At 52.1% G+C, this 17,532-nt stretch carries 21 protein-coding genes; 9 read left to right on the forward strand and 12 right to left on the reverse strand.

Features of this window, described 5'->3' with window-relative positions:
- Positions 1 to 295: 295 nt before the first annotated feature.
- The 3 genes from JGF26_RS15720 to JGF26_RS15730 all read right to left on the reverse strand — a co-directional run bounded on the left by JGF26_RS15720 (position 296) and on the right by JGF26_RS15730 (position 3,058).
- On the reverse strand, positions 296 to 679 hold the full coding sequence (locus tag JGF26_RS15720; RefSeq protein ID WP_134708332.1) for a hypothetical protein: 384 nt from the start codon (positions 677 to 679) through the stop codon (positions 296 to 298).
- Between the two features lie 5 nt (positions 680 to 684).
- Positions 685 to 1,368 carry a DUF4145 domain-containing protein gene (locus JGF26_RS15725; RefSeq protein WP_134708333.1) on the reverse strand — a complete coding sequence of 228 codons (684 nt, stop codon included), beginning with the start codon at positions 1,366 to 1,368 and terminating at the stop codon, positions 685 to 687.
- A gap of 436 nt (positions 1,369 to 1,804) precedes the next feature.
- Positions 1,805 to 3,058, reverse strand: a complete 1,254-nt coding sequence (locus JGF26_RS15730) for an MFS transporter (RefSeq protein WP_134708334.1) — start codon at positions 3,056 to 3,058, stop codon at positions 1,805 to 1,807.
- Between the two features lie 121 nt (positions 3,059 to 3,179).
- On the opposite strand from JGF26_RS15730, the gene JGF26_RS15735 reads away from it, so the two are divergent.
- The 3 genes from JGF26_RS15735 to bioD all read left to right on the forward strand — a co-directional run bounded on the left by JGF26_RS15735 (position 3,180) and on the right by bioD (position 6,252).
- On the forward strand, positions 3,180 to 4,085 hold the full coding sequence (locus JGF26_RS15735) for a LysR family transcriptional regulator (RefSeq protein ID WP_134708335.1): 906 nt from the start codon (positions 3,180 to 3,182) through the stop codon (positions 4,083 to 4,085).
- Between the two features lie 121 nt (positions 4,086 to 4,206).
- A complete protein-coding gene (mlc, locus tag JGF26_RS15740) occupies positions 4,207 to 5,427 on the forward strand; it encodes a sugar metabolism global transcriptional regulator Mlc (protein WP_028017362.1) in 1,221 nt (406 codons plus the stop codon).
- Between the two features lie 129 nt (positions 5,428 to 5,556).
- Positions 5,557 to 6,252, forward strand: coding sequence for a dethiobiotin synthase (gene bioD / locus JGF26_RS15745; protein ID WP_028017363.1), 696 nt, complete (start codon positions 5,557 to 5,559; stop codon positions 6,250 to 6,252).
- Here the strand turns inward: bioD and clcB are convergent.
- Together clcB and JGF26_RS15755 are read right to left on the reverse strand one after the other, a co-directional pair.
- Positions 6,187 to 7,497 carry a voltage-gated ClC-type chloride channel ClcB gene (clcB, locus tag JGF26_RS15750; protein WP_134708336.1) on the reverse strand — a complete coding sequence of 437 codons (1,311 nt, stop codon included), beginning with the start codon at positions 7,495 to 7,497 and terminating at the stop codon, positions 6,187 to 6,189. The genes bioD and clcB overlap by 66 nt on opposite strands.
- 101 nt (positions 7,498 to 7,598) lie before the next feature.
- Positions 7,599 to 8,222 (reverse strand): glutathione S-transferase family protein, encoded by a 624-nt coding sequence (locus tag JGF26_RS15755; protein ID WP_134708337.1) that lies wholly within the window; start codon positions 8,220 to 8,222, stop codon positions 7,599 to 7,601.
- A gap of 430 nt (positions 8,223 to 8,652) precedes the next feature.
- Between JGF26_RS15755 and JGF26_RS15760 the strand changes: the two genes are divergently transcribed.
- Positions 8,653 to 9,108 carry a hypothetical protein gene (locus JGF26_RS15760; RefSeq protein WP_134708338.1) on the forward strand — a complete coding sequence of 152 codons (456 nt, stop codon included), beginning with the start codon at positions 8,653 to 8,655 and terminating at the stop codon, positions 9,106 to 9,108.
- 53 nt (positions 9,109 to 9,161) lie between these two features.
- Here JGF26_RS15760 and JGF26_RS15765 read toward each other — a convergent pair whose 3' ends face one another.
- The gene (locus JGF26_RS15765; RefSeq protein WP_028017367.1) at positions 9,162 to 9,563 is read right to left on the reverse strand and encodes an SgcJ/EcaC family oxidoreductase; all 402 of its coding nucleotides are present in this window, start codon (positions 9,561 to 9,563) and stop codon (positions 9,162 to 9,164) included.
- A gap of 217 nt (positions 9,564 to 9,780) precedes the next feature.
- On the opposite strand from JGF26_RS15765, the gene JGF26_RS15770 reads away from it, so the two are divergent.
- Positions 9,781 to 10,212, forward strand: coding sequence for a sulfatase-like hydrolase/transferase (locus JGF26_RS15770; protein ID WP_238934269.1), 432 nt, complete (start codon positions 9,781 to 9,783; stop codon positions 10,210 to 10,212).
- Positions 10,213 to 10,348: 136 nt separating this feature from the next.
- Here the strand turns inward: JGF26_RS15770 and JGF26_RS15775 are convergent, their stop codons facing one another.
- Complete coding sequence (locus JGF26_RS15775; protein WP_134708339.1) at positions 10,349 to 11,143, reverse strand: helix-turn-helix transcriptional regulator; 795 nt, start codon at positions 11,141 to 11,143, stop codon at positions 10,349 to 10,351.
- Between the two features lie 102 nt (positions 11,144 to 11,245).
- On the opposite strand from JGF26_RS15775, the gene JGF26_RS15780 reads away from it, so the two are divergent.
- Complete coding sequence (locus JGF26_RS15780) at positions 11,246 to 12,373, forward strand: MFS transporter (protein WP_134708340.1); 1,128 nt, start codon at positions 11,246 to 11,248, stop codon at positions 12,371 to 12,373.
- A 124-nt stretch (positions 12,374 to 12,497) separates the two neighbouring features.
- On the opposite strand, the gene JGF26_RS15785 is transcribed toward JGF26_RS15780, so the two are convergent.
- Both JGF26_RS15785 and JGF26_RS15790 read right to left on the reverse strand, forming a co-directional pair.
- Complete coding sequence (locus tag JGF26_RS15785; RefSeq protein ID WP_134708341.1) at positions 12,498 to 13,157, reverse strand: protein-disulfide isomerase; 660 nt, start codon at positions 13,155 to 13,157, stop codon at positions 12,498 to 12,500.
- Between the two features lie 64 nt (positions 13,158 to 13,221).
- Positions 13,222 to 13,578 (reverse strand): gamma-glutamylcyclotransferase family protein, encoded by a 357-nt coding sequence (locus JGF26_RS15790; RefSeq protein WP_028017374.1) that lies wholly within the window; start codon positions 13,576 to 13,578, stop codon positions 13,222 to 13,224.
- 184 nt (positions 13,579 to 13,762) lie between these two features.
- Here JGF26_RS15790 and JGF26_RS22440 point away from each other — a divergent pair, with 184 nt between their 5' ends.
- Both JGF26_RS22440 and JGF26_RS15795 read left to right on the forward strand, forming a co-directional pair.
- Positions 13,763 to 13,939, forward strand: a complete 177-nt coding sequence (locus JGF26_RS22440) for a LysR family transcriptional regulator (protein ID WP_238934270.1) — start codon at positions 13,763 to 13,765, stop codon at positions 13,937 to 13,939.
- Between the two features lie 44 nt (positions 13,940 to 13,983).
- Positions 13,984 to 14,598 (forward strand): LysR substrate-binding domain-containing protein, encoded by a 615-nt coding sequence (locus JGF26_RS15795; protein WP_238934271.1) that lies wholly within the window; start codon positions 13,984 to 13,986, stop codon positions 14,596 to 14,598.
- Between the two features lie 82 nt (positions 14,599 to 14,680).
- Here the strand turns inward: JGF26_RS15795 and JGF26_RS15800 are convergent, their stop codons facing one another.
- Positions 14,681 to 14,998 carry a YebG family protein gene (locus JGF26_RS15800; RefSeq protein WP_134708342.1) on the reverse strand — a complete coding sequence of 106 codons (318 nt, stop codon included), beginning with the start codon at positions 14,996 to 14,998 and terminating at the stop codon, positions 14,681 to 14,683.
- A gap of 77 nt (positions 14,999 to 15,075) precedes the next feature.
- Positions 15,076 to 16,056 (reverse strand): nitrilase family protein, encoded by a 981-nt coding sequence (locus JGF26_RS15805; protein ID WP_134708343.1) that lies wholly within the window; start codon positions 16,054 to 16,056, stop codon positions 15,076 to 15,078.
- Positions 16,057 to 16,156: 100 nt separating this feature from the next.
- Between JGF26_RS15805 and JGF26_RS15810 the strand changes: the two genes are divergently transcribed.
- Complete coding sequence (locus tag JGF26_RS15810) at positions 16,157 to 17,071, forward strand: LysR family transcriptional regulator (protein ID WP_203250370.1); 915 nt, start codon at positions 16,157 to 16,159, stop codon at positions 17,069 to 17,071.
- Here the strand turns inward: JGF26_RS15810 and JGF26_RS15815 are convergent.
- A complete protein-coding gene (locus JGF26_RS15815) occupies positions 16,995 to 17,345 on the reverse strand; it encodes a helix-turn-helix domain-containing protein (RefSeq protein ID WP_028017378.1) in 351 nt (116 codons plus the stop codon). The genes JGF26_RS15810 and JGF26_RS15815 overlap by 77 nt on opposite strands.
- Positions 17,346 to 17,532: the final 187 nt, after the last annotated feature.

The following is a 17,532-nucleotide window of genomic DNA, read 5'->3' on the forward strand; positions in this document are numbered from 1 at the left end:
GTCCCCATTCATCGCTGGATTACCAGACACCAGCTGAATTCGCAACGGACTGGCGAAACAGGAAATATGAAGAAAAACCAACCGACATTACTAACTGAAGGTTGTATCTAATCCTGGGGGCAGGTCATAATTATCAAAATGAGTAGCAGGGCGATTCTGTTGCTCATTAATGGCGTTGACGCACTCTTGAGCACCCATGTTTGTACAGTTCCCTAGATACTCAAGTTCAGCGTGTGATGGGACGGACAGAAATAAAGCTATCGCTAGTAACCATTTCATTATTTGCTCTCCCTGATTACTTAGTCTTGTGACTCTTACATCCACCAGCCACTAATCCCCATATAGCATTCCCATTCACATCTTCCACTGATACAACCAGCGCAGCAGTATGTGGTGTAATTCCATCCGTGGCTGTAACAGTAAGCTTTATGCCATTTTCATCAGTTGTACTGGTTATATAGCCACCAAAAAGATTTGTAACGGGAGGGAGGTCGCTTGGATGGTCATCCACTTTTAAAATGGACTTTTGACTATCGCTTGATAGGCTGGTTTGCTTAACAGGGTAGGTACTGCCATCTTCTTTCGTTACTACTGCATTTTCACAAGTTATTGAGTAAGCGGCAGCGGAGGAGAATCCAGAGACAGAAAGTAACAACCCCATTAGAATCAGCTTGTCCATTATGGTTATCCTTTACGCGCTTCAGCCTTCTCAGCAGCAATATCCTTAATTCGTTGCAGTTTCTGCTGTTTTTCGTGACGAGCTACATACCAGTCATCTAACAGCATCTCAATCATTTCAATCAGAAGGTTAGCTTCATCAGCGCTTACATCAACAATTAGGTTGATGTCCTTTTCCATGTGAGCACCGATGTTACCAATGCTTTTAACATCTAAAATTGCCTGCCATACAACAGGGTCAACCCTATCCTCAATAGCTAAGATTTCTTGATGAAGATTTGGTTTACCTGTTACACCCCAAAAATCTCTAATCATGCCCTGTAAACAACGGCGAGCTAGTGTTGCCGATGCTTTCGGTGATAGGTCTACTATTCCGCAAGATTCTCGGTAATCCTCCAGAATAACAGCAGGTATGTAGTCGGGGTAGTCTTTGAATCGCGGTTTTACGCCTTGCGGAAGCACCCTATAGCCACCCCTTCTGCCAGATTCAATCAACTCACCTTTATAGAGTGCTAATTCTACAAACTTTACGGTGATGACGTGATTCTGACATTCAGGGTTAGGGCAAATCAGACCGGTTGTTGTATACCTTTTGTGACCCATTCGGGATTTCAAAATGATGCTGCTCTCTTCTAGGTCATCATCTCTTATTGCTGCTGCATGGTCGCAATGTGGACATACCCAAGACATCGTAACTCTCCATAGCTGGTTTAATCCACACTATATGACATGGTATTCATATGGTTTTCAATGGCTTTCTTTGATATCTGTGGTGACGATTGGATAGTTGAATCACATACTACATACCCCAAAAACGTAAACGTTTTATTGACCTGCTTTGATGCTGGATTTCTTCTTATAAAAGCTACAAAATCTATGAGCATTTCGTTCACTGTTCATGCTCGATTCATTACTCATGTAATGTAATCTCATGAATTTAATGATTAATTACTAATGGTGAACATATCCCAACTGGCGATAGAGGAGAGGTGGGAGAATCGGGAGAGACGCTGGAAGGTGCGGGTGAGTTGTTGGTAGTTGTTGTTTTTCATGAAGTCCTCGTGTCTGAATCAGCCGATGACAAAAATTAGCATCGGCTTGATTTAAACACGAAGGCGGTGGATTGTTAATGCAGACGTTTATGCAAACTGGCGCCAACCAGCAGCGCGGCGCACAGCATCAGCGCAATAAACCCCCCCACGCCGTTCCAGCCGTAGTTATGCCAGAACACGCCGCCGAGCGTCCCGGCAATACTGGAACCGAGATAGTAGCTAAACAGATAAAGCGACGACGCCTGACCTTTGGCCCGACGGGCGCGCGGGCCTATCCAACTGCTGGCGACCGAGTGAGCGGCGAAGAATCCCGCGGAGAAGAGCAGCATTCCAGCAAAAATCAGCCACAGGGAGGAGAAGAGCGTCAACAGCAGGCCGAGTAACATCACGCCTGTGAATACCAGCATCACCGGTCCCCGCCCGAAGCGTGCCGTCATCGCTCCGGCTTTTGGAGAACTCCATGTTCCGGTCAGATAAGCGACAGAAAGCAAACCGACAACGGCCTGACTCAGATGCCACGGCGAGAGCATCAGGCGGTAGCCAATATAGTTAAACAGCGTGACGAAGGAGCCCATCAGCAGGAAGCCGACCAGAAACAGGCGCGGCAGCCCTTTATCACGCCAGTGCAGACGGAAGTTGATAAACAGCGTTTTCGGGCGCAACGAGGTGGAGCGGAAATGGCGCGATTCCGGCAGAATTTTCCAGAACATCAGTGCAGAGGCAAGGGCGAAGCAGCCAATGACAGCCAGCGCAATGCGCCAGTTAAAGAGGTCCGTAAATACCCCACTCAGCAGGCGTCCACTCATCCCGCCGATGGAGTTCCCGCTGATGTACAACCCCATTGAGAAGGCAACAAAACTCGGGTGGATCTCTTCGCTGAGGTAGGTCATCCCTACAGCGGCAACCCCACTGAGCGATAAACCAATCAGCGCGCGCATCACCAGAATACCGTGCCAGCTGGTCATCATGGTCGAGAGTAACGTACAGACCGAGGCCAGCATCAGCGCGGTAACCATCACCGGTTTGCGACCGATGGCATCGGAAAGTGGGCCGGTAAAGAGCAGGCCAATTGCCAGCATCCCGGTGGAAATTGAGAGCGAAATGCTGCTGCTGGCAGGCGATACGCCAAACTCGTGAGAGAGAACGGGCAGGATCGGCTGAACGCAATAGAGCAATGCAAACGTTGCCAGACCCGCTGAGAAGAGCGCCAGCGTGACGCGCATAAATTGAGGTGTACCGCGTTTAATGAACTGAACCGGCTGAGATGCTACGGGTAAATCATTGATATCTCTGGCCGGATCGATATCAATGGCAGTTGTACGACTCACACAGTTTCCTTGCTTAAACATCCCCGTGATTTCTGGTGACGGGTATGACCACACGATCAGGGTAGGAAAATGTAAATATTCTGTCTAATATATTAATAATCTCAAATGATACTTTAAAAATATGAATATTGAGCTGCGTCACCTCCGCTACTTTGTTGCCGTTGCCGAAGAACTGCATTTTGGCCGCGCGGCGGCAAGACTGAATATCTCTCAGCCACCGCTAAGCCAGCAGATTCAGATCCTGGAGCAGCAGGTTGGGGCGCGTCTTCTGGCCCGTACTAACCGCAGCGTGAGTCTGACGGCAGCGGGAAAACAGTTTCTGGCCGACAGCAGACAAATCCTGAGTATGGTCGAGGAGGCCGCGGCCCGGGCAGAACGGCTGTATCTCGGGGAAACCGGAGAACTGCGGATCGGGTTTACCTCGTCCGCACCGTTTATCAGCGCCGTCTCGGAGACACTCTCCTCATTCCGCCGGCATTTTCCGGATGTTCATATTCAGACGCGCGAAATTAATACCCGCGAACAGATTGCGCCACTGAATGAAGGTTCGCTGGATCTGGGGCTGATGCGTAACACTCAATTGCCGGACACGCTGTCGTGGCAGGTGATCCTGCGCGAACCGCTGATGGCGATGATCCCTCACGATCATCCGCTGGCTTCGCGTTCGTCTGTCACGCTGGAAGAGCTGGCAAAAGAACCGTTTGTCTTTTTTGACCCGCAGGTCGGGACGGGCCTGTATGATGATATTCTGGGTTTGATGCGCCGCTACGATCTTGCCCCGGTTATCACTCAGGAAGTTGGGGAGGCGATGACCATTATTGGTCTGGTCGCTGCCGGGCTGGGCGTGTCTATTCTTCCGGCCTCCTTTAAACGGGTACAATTGCGCGAAATGCGCTGGGTTACCATCGCTGAAGAGGACGCCGTTTCAGAGATGTGGCTGGTATGGTCAAAACATCATGAACAGAGTCATGCCGCTCAGCGTTTTAAACAGCAGTTAATTAGCGCCTCTGCCGGGCGATATTTATAGGGAAATACGGGTAAAAATGTGCAGTAAATCACATGGCTAAGTAAATATTTGACGACGGCCATGGAAGTGCTTCACCATAGCCCACAGTTTATTTCGAAGCTCGAAAATAAGGGAGTACGAGGTGGTTGCTGATAGTCAGCCAGGGCATATTGATCAGATTAAGCAGACCAACGCTGGCGCGGTGTATCGCCTGATTGATCAGCTTGGTCCGGTTTCGCGTATCGATCTTTCGCGCCTGGCACAACTGGCACCTGCCAGTATCACCAAGATTGTCCGCGAAATGCTGGAAGCCCACCTGGTTCAGGAGACCGAGATCCAGGAGCCGGGCAGCCGTGGCCGTCCGGCGGTCGGGCTGGTGGTCGAGACGGAAGCGTGGCACTACCTGTCACTGCGCATCAGTCGGGGAGAAATCTTCCTTGCGCTGCGCGACCTGAGCAGCAAACTGGTGGTGGAAGACAGGCTTGAACTGCCGCTCAATGCTGAGGAACCGCTCCTCGATGCGATTGTCTCGCATATTGATAACTTCTTTATCCGTCATCAGCAGCGGCTTGAACGCTTAACGGCGATTGCCATCACCATGCCGGGCATTATTGATACCGAAAACGGCATTGTTCACCGTATGCCGTTTTACGACGATGTCAAAGAGATGCCGTTGGGTGAAGTGCTGAAAAACCATACCGGTGTGCCGGTCTATATTCAGCATGACATCAGCGCCTGGACGATGGCTGAGGCACTGTTTGGCGCGTCACGTGGTGCGCGGGACGTCATTCAGGTTGTCATCGATCATAACGTCGGGGCGGGCGTGATCACTGACGGACGCCTTCTGCATGCCGGAAGCAGTAGTCTGGTCGAAATCGGCCATACCCAGGTCGACCCTTACGGTAAACGCTGTTATTGCGGGAACCATGGCTGTCTGGAGACCATTGCCAGCGTGGAAAGCGTGCTGGAACTGGCGCAGGCGAGGCTCGGCCAGTCCATGAGCTCCTCGCTACACGGACAACCCTTAACGGTGGATTCCCTCTGCGCTGCCGCGCGTCAGGGCGATCTCCTGGCGAAGGACATTATTACCGGTGTAGGTAACAACGTTGGCCGCATTCTGGCCATTATGGTGAATCTCTTCAACCCGCAAAAAATCCTGATTGGTTCGCCGCTCAGCCAGGCGGCGGAGATCCTCTTCCCGGCTATTTCGGCCTGCATTCATCAGCAGTCGCTCCCCGCGTACAGCAAAAATATTGCGGTAGAAAGTACCCAATTCTCCAACCAGGGCACGATGGCAGGTGCGGCGCTGGTTAAAGATGCCATGTATAACGGCTCGCTGTTGATCCGCCTGTTACAGGGTTAACTCTTTTCTGCAGATGTAAGAAAAATTGCGCTATCTCAAGCCGGGTAGCGCACGCATCCCGTAGACTTCCCCCACTGAATTATTTACCTGGTTTATATTTCGAAGCATACCCAAGAGGTGGAGCGAGTCATGCTTAAGCGTTTCTTTGTTACTGGTACAGATACCTCTGTCGGAAAGACAGTGGTATCCCGCGCATTACTGCAGGCACTGGCTGCAAGCGGTAAACGCGTTGCAGGGTACAAACCGGTCGCAAAAGGCAGTAAAGAGACGCCAGAGGGATTGCGTAATAAAGACGCTCTGGTGCTGCAAAGCGTCTCGTCGCTGGAGCTGCCTTATGACGCGGTTAATCCAATTGCGTTAAGCGAAGAGGAGAGCAGCGTGGCGCACAGCGGTATGATTAATTACCCCCTGCTGTCTGATGGCCTGGCAAACCTGAGCGGGAAGGTTGATCACGTTGTGGTTGAAGGGACGGGCGGCTGGCGCAGCCTGATGAATGATTTGCGCCCGCTGTCTGAATGGGTGGTGCAGGAACAACTTCCTGTGGTGATGGTTGTGGGTATCCAGGAAGGCTGCATTAACCATGCGCTGCTGACGGCACAAGCCATTGCCAATGACGGCCTGCCGTTGATTGGCTGGGTGGCAAACCGCATCAACCCAGGACTTGCGCACTACGCTGAAATCATCGACGTGCTGAGCACAAAACTGCCTGGGCCTTTGGTCGGTGAGTTGCCGTACCTGCCCCGCGCAGAGCAGCGCGAGTTAGCGCAATACATCGATCTCTCTGCCCTCGGTGGCGTGTTGACCGTAGATCGAGTCGTGGCGTAACGTCCTCGACAGCACGGACGCCACGACACAGGCGACCAACAAGCCGGGCAGTAAAAAATACTGCCCGGTCATTTCACAGACCATCAGCGCCGACATAATGGGCGCATGTGTGGTTGCGGCGAGTAACGTTGCCATCCCTGCCAGCCCCAGCAAAATTGCCGTCTCAGAGCCCGGTAACCACAGCGCGAAAAGTTGAGCAAACAGCATCCCCGTCGCCATACCGACAAACAGCGTAGGCGTAAATACCCCTCCCGGCGCACCCGAGCCGCTGCTGGCCAGTACCGCCAGCAGTTTACAGATAAACACACCGGCAATGACCGACAGCAACGGGGGCGCGATCAGAAAAGCCTGAACCACGCTGTAGCCATTCCCCCACACCTTAGGCGTCAAAAGGGACAGCAGCCCGACGATCAAACCGCCGAGCGCCAGTTGCCACGGCGGTGAAAGTTTGATACGCAGGAATAGCCCATGGCTGAACGTCATCAGCCACATCAGCAGTGGGCCGCAGAGGCCCGCCAGCAGACCCATAGCGAGCAACAGGGCATAATCTGCCGCGTTGAGTATGCCACTCAGATGTACGTCATAGAGCGTGAGGGTTCCGGGCGCTAAAAGATGCGTCGTGAGCAGCGCCACCACCGCAGCAATAACCACGGGGCCAAGCGAGGCCAGCATCAGCGTGCCAAACAGAATCTCCGCAATGAACAGGCTTCCGGCTAGCGGAGCATGGTAGGCGCTGGCCATCCCGGCCGCGGCGCCGCAGGCGATCCAGAGTTTCCATTCGGATTTCGGCGTAAAGCGGCGGGCGAAAAAGGAGGCGGCGAGGGCGGCAAGCAGGATCATCGCACCTTCGCGACCAATGGCACTGCCGCTGGCAACAACCAACAGTGACGCAAGGGATTTCACCAGACTGGCGCCGTAGTCAAACTGACCGTCACCGGTCTCCAGCGCTTCCATATAATCAGTTGGGGCGTGAGGGCGCTGCGCGGTAAATCGTTGCCATCCCCATAACAGTAACCCGGCCGCCAGCCCACCCAGGGCAGGCGTCAGTGCGCGCCGCCAGGGAGAGAGCGCGGCGGCGGCATTCACCAGGCTGCCGCTGTCGTTACTGAGAAATAGCCACTCCAGCAGATACATGCTGTGGCGGAACACCGCAACGGCCAGCGCGGCCAGTACGCCAGTGAGGGTGGCTATCAGGAGGCGACGAAACATTGCCCGGATGTCGGGATAAGTGTGAAGACGTTGCATGAGTCGCGATTAAACGGAGTCGATGCAATATTGTGGCGGGAAATGGCAGGGTTAGCAAAAGGTATGCGTGCGAAAAAGCCGGGCGACGCCCGGCCGTATTTCTACACCATTCCGTTATTACCGTGACGCAAAAATGCCGGGCGCTGGTTGAGTCGTTCAAACCAGGCATCAACGGCGGGTACATCAGGTTTGTCGAAAGGGGTCATTTTCCAGCGATTCACCGACAGCCCGAGCACAACATCTGCGAGAGTAAACCCTTCGCCTGCGGCAAAGGCACCGGTGCGCTGTAACTGCCCCTCAAGGAGGGTGATGCACCCGTTCCACTCTTTTATCCCCGCAGCAATCCTTTCGGCATCGTTATAGTCCGGGTTGTTACGCCCCAGCGCCGGGAAGACATAGCGCCAGGCGTTATTGAACTCGGTTGCCTGCCAGTCCATCCAGCGTTCGACATTGGCACAGGCCTGCGGTTCTGACGGCAGCAGATCATAACGTCCTGCCTTGCGCGCCAGATAACGGCAGATAGAGTTGGATTCCCACAGAACGAAATTATCATCGATCAGCACGGGCACCATGGCGTTAGGATTCAGCGCACGAAATTCATCCGTTTCGGTGGAGGCAAAGCCGCTGCCGTAATCTTCCTGCTGGTACGCGATACCGGCTTCTTCGCAGGTCCAGAGCACTTTACGAACGTTGATCGAGGTGGTTTTACCGAGAATGTTTATCATTGCGCAGGTGTCCTTTAGGGGCGTTCATTGTGCGAAAACAATACATCAGTTCAGCAGAGGAGGTTGGGGCAAAATTTGGTGGGGAGTGCTTTTCCTGACCAGACGGAACGTTTCTGGAAGACGCCTCGCAAACCGCAAAGTAACCTTGTGAAATTAAGGGCTATGTCTTTTCTTAAACCGATCGGGGTCGTAAAGTGCCTGCGTTGCGGCACATCCGCAATCGGGCGTAGGAACCCGTATCTACCATATAGTGACATTTCGTATGTCGCGGCAGCGCCGATCCCGTTACAATTGCGGTGGCGCTGGCGGAGCAGCCGCAAGGCTGGCCGTTTTTCTATATGGGCGGTATTCCTACCTCTGTCAGCGCTACCCCTCGGGCGTAGGAACTCATTGGGTAGTTAATTGAACTACATATAGAAGGATGCCTTGTATGGCTACTATCCCAACCCTGACTTATCTCCCGTCTGACGAAAGCGTCATTCTGCAGCTTATCTCCCGACCGCTTCCTGCTGATGCCGATCTTTTTGACGTTGCCGACAACTGCGCCGCGCTGGTGAGTGTGCTGGTCGAAATCGAGGATGCAACGATGTTTACGACGCTTTGCGAGCGTCTGCTGCACGCCCTGCGGAAGCTAAGGGAACTCTGCGATGTCGATCTTCCGCCAGACCTGATCGCGCAACTGATCATGGGTGAGAAACTGAACTCCTGCGCGCCGGACTGCTGGCAGGATACCGTGACCCAGGTGGACTATGCTCTGGCGCTGACACAAGCGGTTAAGGGCGGAACGCTACCTGCGAATGTAGCGAAAGAGCTAACGGGCTTGCTGCACGATATGGTGTGGCTGCTGTCGGAGTTTGTGAAGGAGCCGCGCATTACTGCGCATTAAGGGTGCTGGTATGGAGGGGCGGTAGCGCCCCTTTGACGTCGTGATAAAAGTAATCAGTTCCTCGTATCCAGGAGTGACGTCCCGTAGGAATTGTCGATGGTACAAAGCCAGCGACCATCGCTCTCCTGTCGAAAAACATAGGTGGCGCGACGTGATATTTCCGCTCTTCCACCCTTGCCATCAGGAAAACGCAGAATGGTTTCCATGATAACAAGCGCATTGCCGCCACCTTCTATCACCTGCATCTCTCCTTGTTCGACAACCAGCTGATCCTGAAAATAATCTGCGATGGCAATAAACGCGCTGCGGATGTTTTCTTTACCTTTAACGGTCATGCCGGGCTTGACCACCAGAGCCGCGTCTTCGGCGTAGTACTCCATCAGGGCGTCATAGTTTTTGGTGGTGATGGCGCGATCGCAGGCTTCGATGATCTGACGCAGCGGATGTGGGGTCATGCGCATTTCCTTTTTATTTTTGTCCTCTGGGTATAATCCTGCGTAATTAAAAAGGTGCTCTTCTGGCGTTTTTCCCGTTCCTGTTCTTCACTTTAAAAACATTCGTCTTAACCCCTATGAAGACGTTTGTTTTTCCATTATGACACTCGCTTCTACGCATCCTGAAGCGAATCAGAATGTTGCCCTAAAAGGGTGTCGGCAAGGTGAGGAATAAATAATGAATAGAAGGTGGTACAAGGGAGTTGGCGTCCTGGCATTCGCGGCAGGTTCGTTCATCCCTACCGGGGCGGCTCATGCCGCCGATCAGAATGCGACTGCGCAGAATAACAGTTCCGAAAAAAAGCCTAACATCATTCTGATTGTGTCTGATGACACAGGATACGGTGATCTTGGTGTCTATGGCGGTGGTGAGGGACGGGGTATGCCGACCCCGAACCTGGATAGGATGGCTGACGAAGGTATGACGTTTTTCGACTTTTATGGTCAGCCAAGCAGCACACCTGGCCGTGCAGCAATGCAGACGGGACGTATCCCGAACCGTAGCGGTATGACAACCGTAGCCTTCCAGGGTCAAGGTGGAGGGTTACCAAAAGAAGAATGGACACTGGCTTCCGTTCTGAAAACCGGTGGCTATAAAACCTTCTCTTAAATCCTGCAGGCACTGAAGTGGTCGACATAAATAGGCCAAGATATGAGAGCTGTTCTTGGACAACTTAAAGTCTGCTTGTGGCACAAAGCGGGCGAGCTAACTAAGAAGCAAGTCAGCTGTGAGCGAAGACTGGCTGTTAAACCGACGTTACGTCCTGATGTTCAGCAATTGAATGCCGGAGGTAGCGGGTCGGCGTTGTCCCCGTATATTGGCGGAAGAAGACAATAAAGGCACTGTCACTGACAAAATCTAGCTGCTGTGCAACCTGACTTAGCGACATACCCTCGCACAACATTTCCATCGCTTTCAGCAGCCTCCACTGTTGCCTCCAGCTCTGATAACTCATTCCCGTTTCCCGGATAAATATACGGCTTATCGTGCGTTCACATGCCCCTACCTTCTGGACTAATTGTCCAAGCCGTGGGGGTAATTCGCCATTGCGGATGGTGTTTAGCCAGGTATTCAGGCGAATATCTGAGGGAAACCGTAACGTCCAGTTTTCGCGATGGGCATTTTTAATTTCCTCACAAAAAACATTTATTAGACTGCTTTGTCGTTCTGCGGGCATTCCCCATGGCCAGAATGCCATCCGCTCGATCACCTCAAAGAACAGGGGATTAACTTCAACAATCTGCAGAGGTAATGCTGATAACGGTAAAGTGCTAGAAAAGTACAGAGAACGGTAGGCCATCGTACCCTTCATTATGGCGCGATGAACCGTGCCGGCCGGTATCCATGCCGCACGCCTGGGTGGAAGCAGGCAAAGGGTATTATCCAGCTCAATTGTGATACTTCCCGCCGCCGAAAAAAGTAACTGATGACGAAGGTGGCTGTGCATCCCTGAATCATGTACCCCCATATCGGATGCAATTCCGATAACCAGATCGTCGAACAGATCCGGATCGAAAGAATCTTGAGGGTTTATCTTCATTGAATGTCCGATTTTAAATATATGTAGTCGTAATAATGGTAATTCGACATGGCAACTTCCGCAATGATAGCTGCATATTCTGCTTATCTGAGGATTGTTGTTATGAACACCGATAAACAGCCACCGTTGTGGCTTCTGACATTACTGATTATGTTTCCTCAACTGGTCGAAACCATTTACAGCCCTGCATTGCCTGACATTGCCCGTGCTTTTCAGGTAGGCAGTGAACGTGCCGCGCAGACACTTTCTGTCTATTTTGTCGCGTTTGCCGTCGGCGTTGCGCTCTGGGGCTGGTTAAGCGACCATATCGGTCGGCGACCGGCGATGATGGCCGGACTACTGTGCTACGGGACCGGTTCCGCACTGGCGCTTGTAGCTTCAGGCTTTAGTATTTTGCTCATGGCTCGCATGGTGGCGGCCATGGGGGCAGCAGCCGGATCCGTTGTCGTTCAAACCATGTTACGTGATAGTTACGAATCGACGGCCTTAGCCCGCGTCTTTTCTGTTATGGGTGCGGCGTTGGCAATCAGCCCGGTTTTCGGTCTGGTGAGTGGAGGCTGGCTGGTTAGTCTGTATGGACATACCGGCGTATTTGTTGCGCTGGCCTCACTGGCGCTGGTTCTGCTGACACTGACCGCATTCTTGCTGCCAGAAACGCGGTCGGAAAATACTTCCAGTGCCCGTCTTGGCGGGCTGGTTTACGGAATGGCGGGTGATGGAAGGCTGTGGAAAAATGCAGCGCTTGTTGCGCTGCTCAATACGATGATTTTCAGTTACTACAGCCTTGCGCCGTTTCTTTTTGGGCAACTGGGCTGGAGTCCCAGGGCTTTCGGATGGACGGGAATTTTACTGGCTTTTGCTTCTCTGTCGGGCAGCCTCTGGAACCGGAAACTGTTGTCTGTCGGTTTGTCACCAGAACAGCTGGTGAAGAATGCCTGCCTGTTGGCCCTGTTATCGGGTATTGCAGCATGGGTTTTACAGCAATCTGTATGGATCCTATTGCCGATGGCCGGGATTGTGGTTGCATATGGCATCGCGATTCCAAACGTGTTGAGCCAGGCCCTGAGCCAGTATCGTGAACAGGCCGGAGCAGCCGGAGCGCTGTTTGGATTAGTCTACTATATGTTGTTGGGAATGATGCTGGGACTTGCCGGTATCGTGCAGCAGCTGGGATTAGTTCTGACAGCTTGTGCAGTAACAGCCTGTTTTTGCAGCCTTTCTCGCCACTAAGCCTGCTGGCTTTAATATTGACCTGGGAACCTGTCAGATAATGGGTTCCCGGTGCAATATAGAATGGTTTATGCCAGCTGCAGCCCGATTAGCTAAGGAATGGCCGTCATGCTGGAAAATTCATTCAGGCAAGCGTTGATAGCGTAGCGCGTAATTTCTCTGCACCACCGTAAAGAGCATGTCCACTAATCATATGCTCCTTGCCGTTAACCGTCGCCAGCAGCACAGGCACTCCTCGGATACCATGCTGATTCATAAGACGCTTCACTTTCGCGATCTTCTCGTCCGTGATATGCCGCAGCGCTTTATCGGTTTCAAGCGCCAGAGTGACTCGTTCATGCTTTAACGCAAGGTTGTTTTTCCCGGCCCAGTCCTCAACGATATCACCCACCACGTCAGGTCTTGAGGTGTCTCGCCCCTCAACATAGCGGGCATGCTGTAGCGTATGAAGAAGATGTGTCTCGGCCGACGGGTTGATGTCACGAACCATGGTCAGAGCACGATTCATAAACGTCGAATCAAACCGCGTACCGCTCAGCAGAAGCTGGTGATAGCGCTCGCTGAAAGGCTGCCCGGTGAGTGAAGCGATGCGCCGATCGTTAGACCAGGCGTACTCCGCCCATTCCGTGGTGATGTCCCGGGCTCCCTCATCGCTGAACAGCCCGCTGGGCATTAGCTCAAGTTCATCAGCGTGGTGCTGAGCAAGGTAACCCAGCGCCGGCGCGCTGGCGTAGCACCAGCCGCAAAGTGGATCAAATAAATACTGCAGTCTCTCAAAACGCATGTTGCCTCCTTCATAACGGAATAGCGCCATCATAATGCGTTCGAACCTCGTTAAATACGGGCATTCAGTAAATGCAGTGTTGCGTAAAATGAGCGAATGGCTTAAGCCGGTACACCCACGAATTTATTGTCTGACCAGTAGTCGTCATGACGTCTACCGGTACACGCTCATATTCAGCACCTTCAAACTGATCGAGTACATCCCAGTGATTATGCAAATTCGCTGAAGTGAAAATAAAACCCTGAACACGATTACCTGAGTCATCCAGCACGATCCCCGGATACCCCATCTCTGCACCCCAGCCTTTATTTAACAGAGACCCGCCCACGTGTCCTTCCTGCCACGACCCACCGATATTCTCAAGAATATGCGCATTAGGTCTGCCTGGACCGAGCGTCCCGTACACGAACAAACTTTCCATTATCCCTCCGATAACATGATGAAAATAAAATGGTTATTTGTTTCGATTTTGATTTTGGGACGAGGGTCTGACAAATCATTTGTACTCACACCATGCGTGAATTATTATCACGCGTATGATGTTCGATCGCCTCCCACCCTTGCAAACGCTTCGGGCTTTTGAAGCCACTGCCCGGCTCTCCAGCATGACGCTGGCGGCAGCGGAGTTGCACGTCACGCACGGCGCGATAAGCCGGCAAATCCGGAAGCTCGAAGATCATCTGGGGATAAAGCTATTTCACAGACTGACGCGACAGATAATCCTGACGGAGGAGGGGGCTGTGAATTCCACCCTGCGGTTACCCGCCTTCTGGGTGATTTAGTGAGAGAATCCGAGCGTTTACGCGAAAGGAACCCGGCAAAAAGTTTGCGTATCAGTACAACGGTTTCATTCGCCAGTAAGTGGTTGGCCCCGCGTCTCAGCCGTTTCAGGCAGCGGCATCCTGAACTCGATATTCAGCTGGATGTTACTGACATTAACGTGGATCTTAACGATGGTCAGGTCGATGCAGCAATTCGTTATGGCCGTGGTAATTATCGCGACGTCTGTTCTGAGCGAATCTTGAGTGAAACAGTCACCCCTGTCTGTAGTCCTGACTTTATTAAGAAACATAACGGTCTGAAAGAAATTAAGGATCTTTCAAACTGCGTGCTTCTTCATGATTACAGAATGCTGGCGAACTGGGAGGCATGGTTTGAAATGGCCGGAGAAAACCATTTCAGCGGCCATCAGGGGACCTTATGGACGCTTGGCAGCATGGCGACCGAAGCCGCTATACGTGGCGAAGGCGTGGCTCTGGGACGGAGTGTGCTGATTGCAGATGATGTCGCTGCCGGAAGGCTTGTTGTTCCGTTTCCGCAATACAAACTTAAAGCAGAACGGGGATACGATTTAGTATACCGTTTGGATAATAAGGATTCGTTTAAAATACGAACACTGAAGCAATGGCTGTTCGAAGAAATAAGCCTGCTGAAAGATTAACAGGGAACCCTACAAACAGCTAAAAAAGCCGCAAGCAGTTATCTCCTTACGGCTTCGGAACAGGTAATGATTATTCTCGTAATCAGGCCGCTTTCACCGCTCTGATTTTTTTATCATCAACCGCATCGGCTGCTGTTTTATCTGCAACAACAGCGGCATTGAGATCGGGAAGCTTGCTGGTACGCAGAATATGCTGCACGGCCTCTTTCTGCTCGGCGAGATACAGACCAAGATCTTCAGCCTGTGTTTCATCCATCTGCATTCCGCTTTGCAACAGCCAGTCGGTGAACGCGTCTGCCATATCAAGCAGCTTGTCGTGAGCGTCAGCTTCTTTCTTACTGGCAAATGTCATTTTCTCTTCACCTTTTCTTACGACAACATATTTTGTTTCAACAGCCATTATGCGCACCTCATACTGTAATTATATACAGCATAACAGCTCCGGGTTTATGTTGCAGCTAAAAAATGCTGACATTTCTAGCGGGCAGGGGGCTCATTCGAAAATCGTGCGCTGATCGCATCACGTTCATAGCCCTGCGGCTGGGTCAATATCTGGTATAAATCGGGGCGGCGACCGTGGATCCAGCGGCGTCCGGTGCTCATGGCAAGCAGGCTTAAATCCAGTTCAGCGCTCACCATCGCATCTTCAGCCGCCCAGGTTTCATTCACGATCCTTCCATATGGGTCGAGGATCATGGCATTCCCTGTGCGCACTTCGTCATCATCTGCACCCACACCGTTGCTGAAGAGAACAAATAATCCATTGTCATGTGCACGGGCAGGCAGCCAGCGCATGAGCCATTCCCTTCCGCTTGCCCCTTTGAATGCGGCCGTAATTTCCTCCTTGCGCGTTTCCCGCTCCTCCCAGAGCGACAGCGGAATAGGTTTCATCCCGTGAGGACTGCGGGAATCCGTACCGCCTGTTTGATGCGGTGCGAGAAGAATATCGGCGCCCAGCAACGCCGTCGCACGTACATTTTCGACCAGATTATTGTCCCAGCAAATCAGGATGCCGACTTTCACTCCCCACGGCGTATCAAAAACGGTAAAGCTGTCCCCGCTGCTGATGGCCGAATGTTCAAAAGCATGGAGTTTACGGTGCGTATGCATTGAGCCATCCGGCATACAGGCAACATACGCATTGTAGAGGCGGCCATCGTCGGCGCGTTCAATAAGACCGGCGCCAATAAGCATTTGATGTTTGATCGCCAGAGAGCGAATTAACGTCAGGGAAGGACTTTCAGCAATTGGCTCTGCCAGAGAAGACACCTCCGCTGAGGTGAGTTTGGGGACATGCCAGTAGCCGGTGATACACATTTCAGGGAAGGTGAGAATTTTTACCTGCTCAAGCGCCGCTTGCTCAATAAATTTCTCCATTATCAGCAGGTTGTATTTTTTATTATTTGCCTGATGCTGAAACTGTACGGTTGCCGCCTTTAAGGATTGATGTTCGTTCATGATGCGTCTCCAGTTGTTTTCGAAACTGAATTACATAACGATTACCAATAACTGTATAATCAAATCATTTCTTATTTTAATAACCATCTGGAATGCAAAAGTGAACATCCGGCTGTTTAAAGCCTTTGTGGTACTGGCTGAAAAAGGAAATTATGCCGATGCGGCGCGGGCGCTGTTTATCTCGCAACCGGCATTGACCAAACAGATTAATCTCCTCGAATCTCAGGTGAATATCTCGCTTTTTTCACGAGGACGTCACGGCGCAGTACTGACGGCCGGCGGCAGGCGTTTGCTGCCAGAGGCCGAAAAAGTGGTCAGGCAAACCCAACTGTTTATGCAGCATGCTGAGCGGGTCTCAAAAGGGGTTGAAGGGCATATTGCCGTCGGGTTTGGTCTCTCAAGCTTTTATCTGGCACCACGCTGTATTGCAGACTTTCGTCGCGACTACCCGGGAGTCGAGATGTCCTTGACGGATTTGCCTTCATTCCAGCAGTACGAGCAATTGCAAAATGATGAGCTACAGGTGGGGTTTGTCAGGGTTCCGCCCCCCGTGGCGCTTGAATACCTGCCGCTATTTACCGATCGGCTGGTTCTGGTTGCGCCCGCCGCGTCGCCGACGATGTCTGCCGCAGAGTGGCTCACGAAACGCCCTCTGTTGCGGCTATATGATGAGCGAGGACGGGGTTTAAATGCACAGATTGACCGCTTCCTGCATGACAACGGTCTTTTCATCTCATCGACGCAACTGACTGACGATATACAAACTATCGTCGCGATGGTGGTTGCGGGGATCGGTGTGGCCATTCTGCCCACCAGCGTGACGCATATCGCGCCGCCGGAACTGATGATTATTCCGCTAACGGGGGAGTCAATAAGCTGGGAGGTGGGCATCGCCTGGGACGCAAGCAGGGAGGATGTCATCCGTGACAATTTCATTGCTAGCGTAGCTGCTGCGTTTCCGGGCCACCCAGACTCCGCCGCCATGCGCCAGGCGCCTGACCATACTGACGCTTAAAGCTGCGGTTGAAGGACTGCTGTGAGTCAAAGCCCAGCGCGATCGCCACGTTCAGGATCGGTTCATCACTTTGAGCCAGCCGTTCGACCGATTTTTGCAGCTTTTGCGCGCGAATATACTCGGCGAGAGGGGAGCCAGTATGCTCTTTGAAGAGCCGCTGGAGGTGCCATTTTGAGTAACCGGATCGCCTGGCGACGGACTCAATGTCCAGACGGCTATCAAGGTTGTTGTCGATCCAGTCGAGTAAATCATGCATAAATGCGCCAGTGTTCATCTGGTTACCCTCATACCGCTCGTCTAAAAGTATCTTTGTCTGTTGCATTTAAAGGTTGGCTGGTTTTTACGTTAATTGCAAGTTTTATTGTTGCATTTAAATCCTTGAGCGAAACGGCTCTTTTCCCTTCGACTCAAATAGCACATAAAGTGCAACAATTATTCTTGCACTTAGTTAAGCGCCTTCC

Source organism: Enterobacter sp. E1, assembly GCF_016809815.1.
In the GTDB taxonomy this organism is placed as follows: Bacteria; Pseudomonadota; Gammaproteobacteria; order Enterobacterales; family Enterobacteriaceae; genus Enterobacter; species Enterobacter adelaidei.

What these genes read in the sequence shown, in the direction of transcription:
- JGF26_RS15805 (WP_134708343.1), bottom strand. Translation starts at nt 16,056, where the DNA reads ATGAACGAACATCAATCCTTAAAGGCGGCAACCGTACAGTTTCAGCAT.
- JGF26_RS15720 (WP_134708332.1), bottom strand. Translation starts at nt 679, where the DNA reads ATGGACAAGCTGATTCTAATGGGGTTGTTACTTTCTGTCTCTGGATTC.
- JGF26_RS15785 (WP_134708341.1), bottom strand. Translation starts at nt 13,157, where the DNA reads ATGCGTTTTGAGAGACTGCAGTATTTATTTGATCCACTTTGCGGCTGG.
- JGF26_RS15800 (WP_134708342.1), bottom strand. Translation starts at nt 14,998, where the DNA reads ATGGCTGTTGAAACAAAATATGTTGTCGTAAGAAAAGGTGAAGAGAAA.
- JGF26_RS15815 (WP_028017378.1), bottom strand. Translation starts at nt 17,345, where the DNA reads ATGAACACTGGCGCATTTATGCATGATTTACTCGACTGGATCGACAAC.
- JGF26_RS15780 (WP_134708340.1), top strand. Translation starts at nt 11,246, where the DNA reads ATGAACACCGATAAACAGCCACCGTTGTGGCTTCTGACATTACTGATT.
- JGF26_RS15735 (WP_134708335.1), top strand. Translation starts at nt 3,180, where the DNA reads ATGAATATTGAGCTGCGTCACCTCCGCTACTTTGTTGCCGTTGCCGAA.
- JGF26_RS22440 (WP_238934270.1), top strand. Translation starts at nt 13,763, where the DNA reads ATGACGCTGGCGGCAGCGGAGTTGCACGTCACGCACGGCGCGATAAGC.
- JGF26_RS15775 (WP_134708339.1), bottom strand. Translation starts at nt 11,143, where the DNA reads ATGAAGATAAACCCTCAAGATTCTTTCGATCCGGATCTGTTCGACGAT.
- JGF26_RS15755 (WP_134708337.1), bottom strand. Translation starts at nt 8,222, where the DNA reads ATGATAAACATTCTCGGTAAAACCACCTCGATCAACGTTCGTAAAGTG.
- clcB (WP_134708336.1), bottom strand. Translation starts at nt 7,497, where the DNA reads ATGCAACGTCTTCACACTTATCCCGACATCCGGGCAATGTTTCGTCGC.
- JGF26_RS15725 (WP_134708333.1), bottom strand. Translation starts at nt 1,368, where the DNA reads ATGTCTTGGGTATGTCCACATTGCGACCATGCAGCAGCAATAAGAGAT.
- bioD (WP_028017363.1), top strand. Translation starts at nt 5,557, where the DNA reads ATGCTTAAGCGTTTCTTTGTTACTGGTACAGATACCTCTGTCGGAAAG.
- JGF26_RS15770 (WP_238934269.1), top strand. Translation starts at nt 9,781, where the DNA reads ATGAATAGAAGGTGGTACAAGGGAGTTGGCGTCCTGGCATTCGCGGCA.
- JGF26_RS15760 (WP_134708338.1), top strand. Translation starts at nt 8,653, where the DNA reads ATGGCTACTATCCCAACCCTGACTTATCTCCCGTCTGACGAAAGCGTC.
- JGF26_RS15765 (WP_028017367.1), bottom strand. Translation starts at nt 9,563, where the DNA reads ATGACCCCACATCCGCTGCGTCAGATCATCGAAGCCTGCGATCGCGCC.
- JGF26_RS15790 (WP_028017374.1), bottom strand. Translation starts at nt 13,578, where the DNA reads ATGGAAAGTTTGTTCGTGTACGGGACGCTCGGTCCAGGCAGACCTAAT.